We start from the raw sequence: 13,570 nt of genomic DNA, 5'->3' as shown, positions 1-13,570 counted from the left end.
AGGAATTGTCTTAGTGTAATGCAACTTATTGCAAGGGCCGTTTTCCGTCGAAACTCCGCCACATTGCGTCGACCAAGGTCGTCATGCCCAAAATCCAACTCGTCACTAACGTCGCCGAATACGGACTGTTTCGCAGCTTCGCCAAGTCGCGCGGGCGCTTGGTGGCCGCCAGCGCGGTGGCGCTGGGCGCCACCTACGCCGCCGGGCTGTGGGCGGCCGACTATATGTTCGAGACGAGCTCCTCGGTGGTGCTCAACATGCTCATCATCACCGCGATGATGATGCTGCTTCTCGTCGCCTCGTATCTTGTGACGGTGCTCATCGGCGATTTATTCTTTCCGGGGCCCTGGCGCGAGCAGGTGATCTTGGGGCGCACGCCGGCCGACGGCAAGGTGACCGTCGAGGACCACAGCGCCGAGTTCATGATTGTGCTGCTCCTGGCGGTGGTCGCCAACGCCTTCGTGATCAACTGGGCGGCCGACGGCTTTTTGGACCGCTACCACACCGAGGGCTTTTTCCGGGTGCGCTTGCGCGCTGAGGCCCCCGCGGAGCGTCTGGCCGCGCTCGAAGACATCGCCGACCCGATGAACTACGAGATCTGGGAGCTCCCGGCCCTCAAGCAAACCGTGGTCGCCGCCTTCGACGATCCGAACGCCGAGGTGCGCCAGCGCGCCTACTGGACCGCGGGGCTGATGAAGATCATCGGCGCCCAGGACAAGCTCATCGACGTGCTCGAAGGCGAGGCGAGTGCGGCGGACAAGCACGCCGCCGCGATCGCACTCGGTAAGATCGACGACCCGCAGACCTCGCTCGAGCCGCTCGAGACCCTCGCGCGCGACGCCGACGCCCCCGACGCCCAGGTCGGCGCGCTTCGCGGGCTGGGCCTGCTCGCCAACGAGGCCTCCGTCGAGGCGATCCTTCCGTTGACCGAATCGGAGCATGACCAGGTCATGACTCATGCCCACTGGGCGTTGCGCAAGATCGGCTCGAAAAAGGCGCGCGCGCATATCCGAAAGATCATCGACTCGGAGCCCACCGGCCTGGAGCGCTGCGCGGCTTATGACACGATGAAGCTGGTCGCCACCGAAGAGGACGTGATGTGGGCGCGTCGCCAATTCCAACGCACCCAGAGCGGTGAGGAGGCCGGCGAAGGCGATTGCGAGCACGTCATCTGGACCGACTACGACAACGAGCAGTACTACATCGTGCTGGGCGACAGCTTCCGCGAAAAGCTCATCAAGATCGTGGCCAACACCGACGCCTTCAAACATCGGGAGTGGTTCCAGCGCCTGGTCAACGACCCGGCCGAGCCGTGGCGCATCCGCGAGGTCGCCGACGAAGTGCTCCGCCAGATCAAAGAGGCCGAGCAGTGAGGCTTCAGGCTTGACCGGGTCGGCCAGTGACTGCTAGCTAGAGAGTTCAGGGAACAACGTGCCGCTTGAAGTTGTTCTCCTTGGTGCATGCGCGAGTAGCTCAGCTGGATAGAGCGTCGCCCTCCGGAGGCGAAGGTCATGGGTTCGAATCCCCTCTCGCGTACTTTTTTGGGTCGGTGACCGGAGTCGCTCCCGTCGCGAATGTCGGCCACTCCGGTCAACGACCCGATTATTTTCAGCAGGCTATTTTTCGAAATCGAGAACTGCCGGCGGCCTTATAAGGCAAAACGCCCCGAGTTGATCGTCCGATCAGCTCGGGGCGTTTTGCTTTTCGAGTAGCTTCTTAGCTTCTTAGCTTTATCGCTTTCTTTGCTGCCTTAGCGACCTTCGCGCCCTTTGCGGTTCTCCTCTCCTACTCCCCCTCATGCCCGACCGCGGAGCATGCCGTGCCAGTACATCTCGGGCAGCCCGTAGGCTTTCATGGCGTACATGCTGTAGCGCTCGCGCGACTGGTCGAACGGGAAGCTCTCGGTGGGGTTTCCGTCGTAGTCGAACTCGGCCAAGATCAGTCGGCCGTAGCCGGTGACCAGCGGGCAGGAAGCGTAGCCGTCGTATTTGGCGTCGAGCGGCTTGCCGTTCATCTGGGCGACCAGGTTGGCTACGGTCACGGGCGCCTCTTTGCGAATCGCCGCGCCGGTGCGCGAGGTCGGCAGGCCCGAGCAGTCTCCCAGCGAGAAGACGTTGGGGTACTCGACGTGCTGGGTGGTGTACTTGTCGACGTCGACCCAGCCGCCGTCGTTGGCCAGCGGGCTGTTTTTGATGAAGTCGGGCGGGCCCTGTGGCGGGGTGACGTGGAGCATGTCGTAGTCGAGGACCAACTGGTCTCCGCCGTCGAGATCTTCAAAGACCGCCTGCTTTTTGTCGGCGCGCACCTCGACGAGATTGCGCTTGAAATGGGTGACGATGTCGCGCTTGTCGACGAGCTTTTGCAGCGCGCGCTTGTACTTGTCGACGCCGAAGATGCCGGCGGTCGACGAGGCGTAGATCACCTGCGATTTGTCCCGCAGGCCGTTTCGCTCCAGGTAGTGCTCGGTGAGCCACATGATCTTTTGGGGCGCCCCGGCGCACTTGATGGTCGTGGAGGGAAACGTGAACACGGCGTTGCCGCCGCGGAAATTCTGCAGGGTCTCCCAGGTGCTGTCGACCGTCTCGTACGAGTAGTTCGAGCAGACCCCGTTTTTGCCCAGCGCCTCCTCGAGGCCGGCGATCGCATCCCAGTTGAGCTGGATACCGGCGGCGACGACCAAGTAGTCGTAGGTGAGCGACTCGCCACTCTGGAGGGTCACGGCGTTGTTGGCCGGGTCGAACTCGTCGACGTAGTCTTGGATCCACTCGGCGCCGTGCGGGATATAATCTTCGAGCGGCTTGACCGAGATCTCTTTGTCGAAGACCCCGGCGCCGACCAGCGTCCAGATGGGCTGGTAGTAGTGGACGCTCTTGGGCTCCACGATGGTGACCTGGGGGGCGTCCTCCAGTTCACAGAGCTGGGAAGCGACGGTGATGCCGGCGGTGCCGCCGCCAACGATAAGCACTTGATGATGCGTCGACATAATCATCTCCTCGAGTTGTTAGCGTGAGCCTAAAGGGTTGGCAGCGATCAGCGCTTGTCGCTGGTGAGTTGGGTGCGAAGCAGCTGTCCGAAGCGTTTGCCAAAGCGCACCATGAAGTTGATGCTGCGCTTGATGTCGGTGTCTCCGGCGGCGCGGACCATGCCGAACAAGCCGGTGCGCGAGGGCTTGGTCTCGGCGACGTCGGCAAGCGCTCGGCCGGCCCGCCCGATGACCTCGATGGCGTGCGGGTCCAAGACCCCCGACTCCAGCAGCGTGGTGAATTGTTCGCCCTGGACGAACTCGGCGAAGCTTCTCGCCGCGCCGACCATGCGCCGTGAGATTTCTTGGAGGTCGAGGCCGCGCTCGGCGGCGTTGGCGGCGTGCTCGTCGAAGATATCGGTGACCATGGCCACGAATCCGGGCAGTTGGTCGGCGGCCACAATCGCCTGCTGGACCAGGTCGATCCGCTCGACGAGCATCTCGGCGGTGTCGAGCACCTTGGGGTCGGTCGCATCCAGCGCCAACTTGCCCAGCCGACGCAGTCGCGCGTCGACGTCGACCCCCTTGTCGGCGGCCTGGGCAATCCATGCATCGGTCATGTCGGTCACCGTCGCCAGCACGTCCGGGGCGGCGTCGGTGGCCTGCTGGAGACCGCCGAGCGCCGACTCGATACGCGCCAAGCGAGCGTCTAGTCGAGCTAGGGTCTCCTGCAAGTTCGCGTCGTTCGACGAAGATCGACGCGACATTCCGTTTCTCTGAACCTGACTCTCCATCGTTGTCTCCTGGCCGCGGCTAAGGTTTTGGAGCAAGGCCTCCTCACTGGTCACTGGGAGCAAAACACATGCCACGAAGACGCAATTTCAGGATCGATGGGGACCGAGGGGGGTTGAACACCGGTGTAGACGTGTTTACAGGGCCACCAGCGGACCCGGAACGACGTTTGCGCAGAGGATGGCTGAGTGGGGAAAGAGGCACGCGCTCTCAACAGATGAAACAAAAATGAAACATTTTGTTTCAAGCGACCGCTACCGCGGTCGAGCTCGGGCTACGAGCTGACGTGGCCGGCGACGTGGTCCAGCATGCGGCCGATGTCGATGGGTTTGGAGAGCACGTCGAGGGCCTGCAAGCTGGCGGCTTCCTCGCTGGTGTAGTGGGCGCCCGTGAGCACGAGCACGGGAATGTCGGCCAAGTCGGGGTCGGCGAGTTGACGCGTGCGAAACTCCCAGCCGTCCATGGTGGGCATCATCAGATCGAGCAGAATCAGGCACGGCTCGAGCCCTTCTTCGAGTCGCTTCAAAGCCTCTCGGCCGTTCGACGCCGTGGTCACCGTGTAGCCCTTCAACTCCAGAAAGGACATCAGTGTTTCCCGAATGTCGATCTCGTCTTCGACGATGAGGATCGGCTTAGTCATCATTCTCGACCTCACTGCTTTCGCTTGCATGCTCCGACGGCAGCACGACTGTAAACGTGCTCCCCGTTCCTACCTCAGAGTCGAGTTCGATCCTTCCCCCGAGCGCTTCGGTCATGTCTCGGACCAACGCCAAGCCCAGCCCCGCGCCGGGCAATTGGCGCTCTCGGCTCTCGTCACCGCGCTCGAACGGCTCGAAGAGCCTGACGCGGTCTTCGGGGGCGATGCCCGGGCCGGTGTCCGACACCCAGAAGCGATACTCTCGGTCTTCTTCGACGACACCGATCTCGACAAGACCTTCGTCGGTGTAGCGCAGTGCATTGCCGATCAGGTTGGACAAGATCAGCTCCAACAGATGCGGATCGGTATACACGGACGAGGCCTCGGGTGAGGGCTCGAAGCGCAACTCGAGCCCGCGTCTATGGGCGTCGGGAGCCATTTCGTCGACGAGATCGGCAACCAATTCGCTCGGATCGACCTGCGCATAGTTGGTCACGAGGTTTCCGCTCTCGATGCTGGTCCGTTGTAGAAGCGAATCGATCAGGCGAGTCAGCCGCTCCATCGAGGAGCCCATGCGCTCGACCATTTTGCGGCTCGTCTCCCCGAGACTGTCGTCTTCTTGGAGAACGGCGAGTTGGAGTTGGAGCGCGGCGACCGGCGTGCGGAGCTCGTGGGAGACCAGCCTCAAAAAGTTGCTCTTGACCTGGCTCGCCCGCTCGGCCTTCTCGAGAGCCACGCGAGTGGTTTGCAGCGAGCGCTCGAGCTCGCGCCGGTTGGCCGCCAACTCGCCGACCAACGCTTCGAGATCGCGCTGCGTACTCTCGAGTTCGGACTGGAGCACCTTTCGAGTCCGCGCGATGGAGACCTGGTTGTCGACCCGGGCGAGCAACTCCTCGGTCTCGAAAGGCTTCATGACATAGTCTTGCGCGCCGCTTCGAAGAAGCTCGACGCGCAACTCGTCGTCGGCCTTGGCCGTCAACAACAAGATGGGCACGGACGCCAGCTTCGGCTCGCCCCTGACGGCGCGCACCAACTCGTCTCCGCTCATCTCGGGCATCATGATGTCGCTGATGATCAAGTCGGGCTGCAATTCGAGGGCCGCCTCGAGACCCGTCTTGCCGTCGTAGGCGGACGCGACCCGGTAGTCGGCCTGCAGGGTTCGAGCGACAAACTCGCTCATATCGTGGTTGTCCTCGACGACCAGTACCAGCGGAGCCTCGTTGTCGGTGTCGTGTTGTGTTGCCTGCACCACCTCTGCGGTGGAGTGCTCCGATGACGGCTGGCGTGCTCGCCGCTCGGCGTCCGTTGCTGCGGCGGTCAACTCGGCGCGCTCTCGGTCGGCCTTCGAGTCGGTAGCCGGCGCCCGGGCAGGCCGAGGCTCGACGTGCGTCCCATCGGGGGCGGTCATCGGCAACTCGGCCGTAAAACGCGCGCCGCCTTCGGGCGCGTCATCGACGCGAACCTTCCCGTTATGCAACTCGGCGAAGCTGCGGGTGACGACCAGGCCCAGCCCGGTGCCCCCGAAGCGGCGCGTGGCACCGTGGTCGAGCTGGCGAAAGCGCTCGAAGATGGCTTCGCGCTGCTCGGCGGGCACGCCCGGCCCGCTGTCGGCCACGGTAAACACCATATGCCGGCCCGCGCCTGCATCCACGCTGCTCAACGAGCACCGAACCGTGCCACCTTCAGGTGTGAATTTAAGGGCGTTCGACAACAAGTTGAGCACGATGCTCTCATACTTCTCGGGGTCGAGCTGGGCCTCGAGGCCCTCGGCGACCTCCACGCTCATATCAATCGCCTGTTCTTCGGCGAGCGTCTCGAAATTGGCGATCAGCTGGCGTGTGTAGGCGCTCAGGTCGACTTGGGCGTAGCTGAGCTCGAGCTGGCCGGCCTCCAGGCTGGCGATGTCGAGCAGGTCGTTGACGTGCTTGAGCAGCGTTCGCCCGCTGCGCACGATCGTCTCGGCGCGCTCGCGGTCCTCGTCGCCCAAGTCGTCGGAGGCCACCAATTTTTGGGCCGGGCCCAAGATAAGCTGCAGCGGAGTGCGCAGCTCGTGGCTGACATTGGCGAAAAAGGCGGTCTTCTGGCGCTCGAGTTCTTTGGTCTGCGCGTAGAGAGTCTCGAGTTCGTCGACCATCGACTCGAGCCTGACCCCGCGTCGGTGTGCCGCACGCGCGCCGCGCGCCAGCGCCAAGATGTCCGGGACCAGCGGCGGAAGCAACACCGCGGTGCCCACCGACGCGATCGCCGTCACGATTCGCAATCCACCGTCGAGCCAATACACCGGATTCCAGATGACGTAGGCATCCATGAAGTGCGTAAACCCGCACGTGATGATGAAGATGGCAAAGCAGACGTAGACCAGCTTGAACGGCAGGTCTTCGATGCGTCGGATCAGATAGACCAGCGTGATGGCAATAGCGACGTACGCAAACCCGATCGCCAAGTTGCTCAATAACTGGATCCAAACCAACGCCGGCTCCCAGAGGTAGCAATGCCCGTGCGGCATGAAATGCTCCCCGGAAAAGAAGGACAGCAACGAGTCCAACACTCTACCTCCAAGCCCATTTTGACGTCATAAACCCCGTTTATGATAGACAACATAGAAACAAAATCCAATACGGCTGCGCGGCGGGACTTACTCTACACCGAGGCCTGTCTGCTCTTAGATTCCGATCTGGGGAAGCGAGCTGATCGAGTCGCCGAGTCGATCGAGTCACCGAAGTGGGGAGGCAGTCATGCATGAGGCAACCACGAACCGTCGCGCGCACCAGTGGCGAGCACGCCTGTTGGGCGCATGTATCTTTGTCGCGATCATGCTGGGCGCCGGTGGACTGAGCGCCCAGCAGGTCTTGATGGCCCCCCAGATCGACCTGAGTTTCGAGCGGATCCGGGTCACCGGTCCGGTCCAGGGCCTCGAGGTGACCTATGGACTCGATACTCAGGACTGGCAGTGGGCCCAAGACTTTGGCCTGAACCTGTGGCTGGCAGCCTACGAACGCGGGGGTGAAGAAGGGACGTGGCGCCTACGGCGCGTCGAGCAGATCCGCAAGGCCGAGGCCGCGGCCAGTTTCACCGATGCGATCAGCACGGACGTCTCGGAGCTCGGCCTCTGCCTCGTCGCAGCCAGCGATGGCGGCAAGCTCGCCCCCGGCATGGGCTACGTGTGTGAGCGTCCGCTGATCGTCCCCGTGCAGGACGCGTCCGTCGACTGGCAAAAGACAGACGCCCGCGTCGGGCTTCGTTTCGAGCGCCGGGTCGACGAGCAGCCATTCTACACCGCCGAGCGCGGCTTCGAGGCGGCTGCACGTGCCCAGCCAGAGAGCGTCGAGACCACCGGCGGCTTTGTCGTCTACCGCGCTCCAAGTCCGCCGACGGCTGTGGGCGGGGCGGGCATGCAGCCATCTCCCACGCGCTATCAGGACCGGGACGAGCGACGTGACCGCTTCGACCGCTCTCCGCTCTCCAGAGCCGAGCGCTGCCGCGACTGCCCGATGTACTACGCGCCGTATGACTACGGCTACGGCTACTATCCGACCTTCGCCGAGCGCTTCGACATCTACGGTCCCTTCGACCGTTTCGATCGTTTCGACCGTTTCGATCGTTTCGACCGTTTCGACCGCTTCGACCGTTTCGACGTCGATCTCTTCCGTTTTCGGCGGTTGCAGGCACGCCGCTTCTTCGGTCCCCTCGACGTGTTCGACGCCAAGTTCGACCAAGACATGTTCCAGACTCACCCCGAGGATGTCTTCTCTCCGTTTCGCCACCCGCCCGGATATTTCGGACGCGACGCGTTCGGACGCGACCTCCAGCGCGGCTTTGGCATCCCCAACCGCGCCAATCCCGGCCCCGGTTTTCATGGGCTCGGCAGGCATTTTGACTGATTCTGCACAGATTATTAAACTCCCGGGACAAGGCCCTCGCTACCCATGCGTCTGAGCTGCGGAGAGAGGGCCGGATCCTACTTGATACCGGGAGGAAACCATGGCCAGATCTTATCTTGCCGGGGTGCTCCTAACGTTTGCTGCGGCGCTCGCCGTGTCCGGTTGCGAGAAGGAAGCCTCCGGAACGCCCAGCGCGCAGACAACGGCACGAGCCCCCCTGACTCAAACAGACTTGAATCGAACCGAAGCGACGCCACGAACCACGGCCGACCAGCGCGAGGAGCCGAATGCGCCCCAAGAGCGGCTGTCCCCCGAGTGGACGCTCGAAATGAGCGGACCCTACGCATTCGAGAAAAAAGGCCACTCGGCCGCCTACAGCTATCTCGACAAGGCGCTGCACATGCGCCTTCTGTATCAGCCTCAAAAAGGCGGGTTCCACCAAGGCGTGACGTTCCATCTGCCGGACATCGAATACGGGCACGAAGGCCGCGTGGAGGCTGCGTTCGCAAAGGCCACCTTCTCCGACGAGAAGCTTCGCTGCTCGACCGACGGCGAGGACGCCTACTTTGCAGTGACACTCGAGCGATTCAGCAGAGATGTTCGCGTGGGGAGCTTCGAGGGGCGGTTGCGCTGTCGAACAACCGATAAAGCGGACGACCGGGCCGACGAGGAGCCGAAATACGTCGATGTGTCCGGTCGTTTCCAGCACGATTGATATCCAACCGCAAACCCGAGAGCCCATGAAGTCGACGTTTGCCGAGGTCTCCGAACGAACCCTGCGCCCACTGCCGCTTCACTTTTACCAACGCGATCCGCACGAGTTGGCCCACGATCTGCTGGGCCGCGACATCGTGCGTGTGTTGCCGGGCGGGCAGCGCTTGACCGGGCGTATCTTGGAGGTCGAGGTGTATGGCTACGCCGAAGATCCTGCCAGCCACGCCAACACCGGCGTGCCCACCGAGCGGACCGCGCCGATGTTCGGGGAGCCGGGGAGTGCCTACGTCTACAAGATCTACGGCATGTACCACTGCTTGAACGTGGTCGCCCCGGCCGACCAGCGGCCATCGGCGCTGCTGATTCGCGCGCTGCAGCCGCTCGAGGGCCTCGATCAGATGGCCAAGGACCGCGGGCTTTTCGATCGCTATGACGACTCGATGCCGTTAACGGTGCAAAAGAATCTGCTCAGCGGCCCGGGCAAGATCTGCCAGGCGATGGGTATCGACTGCTCATTCAACGAGAGTCTGCTCGACGGTGGCGAGTTGATGCTGACCCACGGGGTACCGGTGCGTGGGCTCGATGCTCTCGAAATCGGGAGGGGGTCGCGCATCGGACTCAACCCCAAAACGGTCGGCGAGTCGGCCGAGTGGCCGTGGCGATACGCAGTGCGCGGGTCGAAGTTTCTGTCGCGACCGCTCTAGGGGGGGTAAATCTGGCGGCGATCAACCGAAGAACGTCACCGCGCCGACGATCAAGACCAGCATGCCGATGACGAAGGCGGCCACGATAAATAGTGAGTGATCTTTCGGATCCTCGGGGTCGAGATCGAAGACACGCTTGGCCACCTCGCCCTTCTTCTTGGGCTCGGGATACGGGAAGACCGCGTCTTTGGCCCGTTTGCCCACTCGCGAGTGCTTCAGGCCCAGACGAATATCCTCGGCCGAGGGGCTGATATCGACGGGCAGCGGCAGCTTATAGCCCTCGGAGACAAACTCCTCGACCTCCACCGCCTTGACCGGTGTCTCGGCGCGCTCGCGCGGCTCGTCCTCCACTGGCTCGAGGTCCACCCCGTCGATATCGACCGGGTCGGACTCCGAATCTTCGCCCAACCCCACGAGTTCGGCTGCCTCGTCGAGCATCTCGTCGAGGTCTTCGTCGCTCTCCTCTTCGAGCGTCTCTTCGTGCTCGTCGTCTTCAAGCGCCTCGTCGGCCGACTCGTCTTCTTCGACAGCGTCGCCCGACTCGTCTTCTTCGAAATCCTCGTCAGACTCGGCCTCGTCGTCGACGTCGTCTGACATGACGATGCGCCAGCGAGGCCGCTTCTCCTCCTGGTTGACGACTTCGGTGACCTCGTCGTCCTCGACGTCCTCGTCGACCTCCTCTTCGAGCTCGCCGAGCTCGTCGAGTACGGCCTGCTGGACATTCTGACGCGGGATTTCGTCGGTAACGAAGACCTCTTCGGGCAGGCCATGCCGGCCTTTGCCCGTCGACTTTTCAGCCTCGACGGCCTCGGCGGTCTCGTCGGGCTCGTCGGCGTCATCGGACGCCTCGGCCGGCTCGCTGTCTTCTTCGAGCACCTCGTCGCAATCGACGACCTGAGTCGGCTCTTCGGCCGCCTCTTCCTCTTCGAGCGCAGGCTCTCCGGCCTCCTCGCGCATCATCTCGAGGGTCTTGTCGGTCATCATCGTGATTTCGTCGGAATCACGAATGAGCCCTTCGACGTCCTCGGGCGCCTCCGGAGGCGCCGGCACTGCGTCTTGCTCGTCGGTATGGGCTGCACGCGGATCCTCGCGCACATCGGTGGTCTCGTCGTCGTCGGCAGCGGGCTCCGAGGGGGCCTCGGTGACGTTGGTGATCTCTTCGCTGTCGGCGTGGAGTCCGCCCCCGTCTGCTTCGAGATCGCCTTCGAGTTCGGCGCCCGGCTCGACTTCGTGCTCGGCTCCCACTTCAGAGGGGGCCTCGGTCACGATCGTGTCGGGCTCGTTGGCCTCCTCCTGCTCGATGACTGCAAAGATATCGTCGAACGCAGGATGTTGGCCGATCGGACTCCAAGTCTTCTCGTCGGCGTTGTAGATCAGATCGGAGGGGCGGATGACCCAGTTGCGGATCAGGCGCTCGACTTTGGCAGTGGTTTCACACTTGTACTGCCGGATGTCGGTCTTGATATGAAACATTCGGTGGTCCGACCTACTCTAAAATCGTTCTCCCCCACAAATACCCCGTCAAGCGCGTATCATCAACCGAACTCTGTGTTTTGCGGGTAACACGGCGCCATATTCGCCGCACATGCATCCTGCTCCCCGAAGGGGGGCGAAATCCCACGTGCCGGGAGGAGACTTACGGGCCCAGATCTTCGTCGACGCCTTCGGGTTGCTCGTCGGAGCCCTCTTCAACCTCGACGGCCTTGCGCTTGCGGGTGCGAACGCGGCAGTCGGCCAGTTTCTCGGCCTCCTCGGGATCATCGACCAGGCGGGCGCGGTCGTAGCGATAGATGTCGGCCAAAAAGTGCGGGCGTCCCTGATCGTCGACGCGCACGGTGTAGTACTCGACGAAGACCGGCATCTTCGCGGCCAGCTCGATATACTTCTGGCGCTCTTTTTCGAGGAGTTCGTCGAAGTCGTACTCCTTGCCGTTGGGATCGTTTTCGAGCAGGTGGCGTGCCAGCTCGAACGGCTTGTGCACGCGCATGCACCCGTGGCTAAAGGCGCGCACCGGGTAGTCGAAATACTTCTTCTGTGGGGTATCGTGCATGTAGGTGTTGTGCGGGTTGGGGAAGATGAACTTCACCCGTCCCAGCGCGTTGTCGTCGCCCGGCTTCTGGCGAATCGTCTCCTTGCCCCCCATCATGACTTTCTCGTAGTTCTTCTTTTCGAGGTAATCCGGGTCTCGGCTCATCTTCGGCTCGAGTTCCTCGCGCACGATCCGCTGGGGCACGTACCAGTACGGATTGACGATCACGTGGTCGAGTTCGGCCATCTGTATCGGGGTGGCGTTGGGATACTCCCACTTGCCGGTCTCTTCATTGCAGGTGCGCTTTTTGTTCCCCGTGACCACTCGAAAGCGCATCGCGCGCTCGCCGCCGCGAAAGACCTCGGCGTGAAAGTCGGGGATATTGACCATGATGAAGTCTTTTTCGCCCTGGTAGTGCGACTCACGCCAGCGCTGGATGGCCAGCTCGATCTGCTCGATGCGGCGCGAGACAGGCAAGTTGAGGCTGCGCCACACCCCGGGCGTCGGATCACCGTCGGGGCGGAACTGGTGCGTCTCCTGATAACTCTTGACCGCCTCGACCAGTTGCTCGTCGACGACCTGCGGGTCCGGTTCCTGCGGCGAGTCGGTGGCGTCGGTCTCCACGTCCGCGTGAGCCTCGGCAGCCGGCTCTGCAGCCGCATCGTCGTTGGCTCGAGCCGCCCGCGCTCCAGTCGCGCCGGGCTTGGCTGGATCGGGTCGACCTCCGTTGTCACCGGCGGCGTGCTGCTCGTCGGCCGACGGCAAGAAGCCCTCTGCGGCCAAGCGCCGGCGAAGCGCCTCGACGCGTTTGGAGCGGTGACCGATGTCGAGGCTGGTGGGACGCACACGCTCCCAGCCACCGTCGGCAGCGATCGCGCGATAGCGGGCGAGCACGTCGAGCAGCTTTTCGTATTGCGGGTGACTCGGCGCCAAGGCTGCCATCACCGCCTTGACCTCCGTAGGCGACGCCTTGCCCAGTTCCTTATACGTCTTTTCCAGCCGGCCATAGATCAGCGCCTTGGAACCACCGGCGTCGCGCAAGTCGCGCCAGTCCTGCCGGGCGAGGTTAAAGTGCTTCATGTCGCGCGCGTACCGGAGGGCGCCGTCGGCCACCCGCAGCTCGAGCTCGGCGGTCAGCTCCGCCGATTTCTCGAACGCGTCGAGAAATTGGTCCATCTGGCCGGTGATTCGCGGCGCCGGACTCGCCAGCACGCCCTTGTTGCCCACCCCACGGGTCGACGCGCCCACCAGCGCGCTGAGCACTTTGATGCGCGTGTCAGGATCGGCCGGGTCGAGTTCATGTGCCTTGAGCCACCCGACCAACTCGTTGGCTTCATCGGCCGTCAAGCTGATTCCCTGCCAGGCCGGCTCGCCCTCGGTCACCCGCTCGAGGTTGGCCACGAGCGTCTGGATGCGCGCGACGTGATACGGACTCGAGTCGAGCGCGTGACGCTCCGAGTCGAGCAGAACCTCCAAGATCGCCTCACCCCGCGTGGTCATCCCGTCGGACTGGGCGAAGGCCTTGTGGTAATCGCGCTTGTCGTAGAGCTTTTCGAACAGATCGGCGTACTTGATGCCACCGGCCACGCGCGCGTTCCACGAGCGGCGCGCCTCGCGGGCCAGATACGTTTTGAGCGCCTTGCCCGTTGCCACAGCCTCGGCGTGACGGCGCAGTTCCGTGTTCAGGTTCGGCAAGAAGCTCTCGACCCACACCCGTGTCGGATCGACGGGCGTGGCCACCTCCGTGGTGGCCCGGGCAGAGTCGTTGCAGCCGCTCGACAACGCGCCGGCTCCGATCAACGCGCATAACAGCGCGCCGATCGTCCAGCGGGTCATCGACGGCGAGGACAA

At 63.2% G+C, this 13,570-nt stretch carries 10 protein-coding genes and 1 tRNA gene; 5 read left to right on the top strand and 6 right to left on the bottom strand.

From position 1 onward, the window contains the following. The first annotated feature begins 83 nt into the window (after nt 1-83). On the top strand, nt 84-1,373 hold the full coding sequence (locus FIV42_RS19815) for a HEAT repeat domain-containing protein (RefSeq protein ID WP_141199367.1): 1,290 nt from the start codon (nt 84-86) through the stop codon (nt 1,371-1,373). Between the two features lie 89 nt (nt 1,374-1,462). After that, nucleotides 1,463-1,536 (top strand) — tRNA-Arg (locus FIV42_RS19810). 259 nt (nt 1,537-1,795) lie between these two features. Here the strand turns inward: FIV42_RS19810 and FIV42_RS19805 are convergent. The 4 genes from FIV42_RS19805 to FIV42_RS19790 all read right to left on the bottom strand — a co-directional run bounded on the left by FIV42_RS19805 (nt 1,796) and on the right by FIV42_RS19790 (nt 6,897). Continuing rightward, the gene (locus tag FIV42_RS19805) at nt 1,796-2,983 is read right to left on the bottom strand and encodes an NAD(P)/FAD-dependent oxidoreductase (protein ID WP_141199366.1); all 1,188 of its coding nucleotides are present in this window, start codon (nt 2,981-2,983) and stop codon (nt 1,796-1,798) included. A 47-nt stretch (nt 2,984-3,030) separates the two neighbouring features. Further along, nucleotides 3,031-3,729, bottom strand: coding sequence for a DUF1641 domain-containing protein (locus FIV42_RS19800; RefSeq protein WP_141199365.1), 699 nt, complete (start codon nt 3,727-3,729; stop codon nt 3,031-3,033). Between the two features lie 299 nt (nt 3,730-4,028). Next, entirely contained in the window at nt 4,029-4,394 is a 366-nt protein-coding gene (locus FIV42_RS19795) for a response regulator (RefSeq protein WP_222615273.1), read from the bottom strand. After that, complete coding sequence (locus FIV42_RS19790; RefSeq protein WP_141199363.1) at nt 4,387-6,897, bottom strand: ATP-binding protein; 2,511 nt, start codon at nt 6,895-6,897, stop codon at nt 4,387-4,389. The genes FIV42_RS19795 and FIV42_RS19790 overlap by 8 nt, the downstream gene beginning before the upstream one ends. 229 nt (nt 6,898-7,126) lie before the next feature. Here FIV42_RS19790 and FIV42_RS19785 point away from each other — a divergent pair, with 229 nt between their 5' ends. From FIV42_RS19785 to FIV42_RS19775, 3 genes are all read left to right on the top strand, one after another. Next, entirely contained in the window at nt 7,127-8,272 is a 1,146-nt protein-coding gene (locus FIV42_RS19785) for a hypothetical protein (RefSeq protein ID WP_141199362.1), read from the top strand. Nucleotides 8,273-8,504: 232 nt separating this feature from the next. Continuing rightward, entirely contained in the window at nt 8,505-8,987 is a 483-nt protein-coding gene (locus tag FIV42_RS19780) for a hypothetical protein (RefSeq protein WP_168210789.1), read from the top strand. A 25-nt stretch (nt 8,988-9,012) separates the two neighbouring features. Beyond that, nucleotides 9,013-9,690, top strand: a complete 678-nt coding sequence (locus tag FIV42_RS19775) for a DNA-3-methyladenine glycosylase (protein ID WP_168210788.1) — start codon at nt 9,013-9,015, stop codon at nt 9,688-9,690. 21 nt (nt 9,691-9,711) lie between these two features. On the opposite strand, the gene FIV42_RS19770 is transcribed toward FIV42_RS19775, so the two are convergent. Both FIV42_RS19770 and FIV42_RS19765 read right to left on the bottom strand, forming a co-directional pair. Continuing rightward, entirely contained in the window at nt 9,712-11,163 is a 1,452-nt protein-coding gene (locus tag FIV42_RS19770) for a hypothetical protein (protein WP_141199359.1), read from the bottom strand. A 163-nt stretch (nt 11,164-11,326) separates the two neighbouring features. Beyond that, nucleotides 11,327-13,555, bottom strand: a complete 2,229-nt coding sequence (locus FIV42_RS19765) for a L,D-transpeptidase family protein (protein WP_168210787.1) — start codon at nt 13,553-13,555, stop codon at nt 11,327-11,329. Nucleotides 13,556-13,570: the final 15 nt, after the last annotated feature.

The sequence above is a fragment of the Persicimonas caeni genome, from assembly GCF_006517175.1.
Taxonomy (GTDB): Bacteria; Myxococcota_A; Bradymonadia; order Bradymonadales; family Bradymonadaceae; genus Persicimonas; species Persicimonas caeni.
This window is presented reverse-complemented; position numbering and strand designations above follow the sequence as displayed.

Excerpts from the sequence above, each read along its gene's own strand:
- FIV42_RS19815 (WP_141199367.1), top strand. The coding sequence starts at position 84 with ATGCCCAAAATCCAACTCGTCACTAACGTCGCCGAATACGGACTGTTT.
- FIV42_RS19790 (WP_141199363.1), bottom strand. The coding sequence starts at position 6,897 with ATGCCGCACGGGCATTGCTACCTCTGGGAGCCGGCGTTGGTTTGGATC.
- FIV42_RS19775 (WP_168210788.1), top strand. The coding sequence starts at position 9,013 with ATGAAGTCGACGTTTGCCGAGGTCTCCGAACGAACCCTGCGCCCACTG.
- FIV42_RS19800 (WP_141199365.1), bottom strand. The coding sequence starts at position 3,729 with ATGTCGCGTCGATCTTCGTCGAACGACGCGAACTTGCAGGAGACCCTA.
- FIV42_RS19785 (WP_141199362.1), top strand. The coding sequence starts at position 7,127 with ATGCATGAGGCAACCACGAACCGTCGCGCGCACCAGTGGCGAGCACGC.
- FIV42_RS19770 (WP_141199359.1), bottom strand. The coding sequence starts at position 11,163 with ATGTTTCATATCAAGACCGACATCCGGCAGTACAAGTGTGAAACCACT.
- FIV42_RS19795 (WP_222615273.1), bottom strand. The coding sequence starts at position 4,394 with ATGACTAAGCCGATCCTCATCGTCGAAGACGAGATCGACATTCGGGAA.
- FIV42_RS19765 (WP_168210787.1), bottom strand. The coding sequence starts at position 13,555 with ATGACCCGCTGGACGATCGGCGCGCTGTTATGCGCGTTGATCGGAGCC.
- FIV42_RS19805 (WP_141199366.1), bottom strand. The coding sequence starts at position 2,983 with ATGTCGACGCATCATCAAGTGCTTATCGTTGGCGGCGGCACCGCCGGC.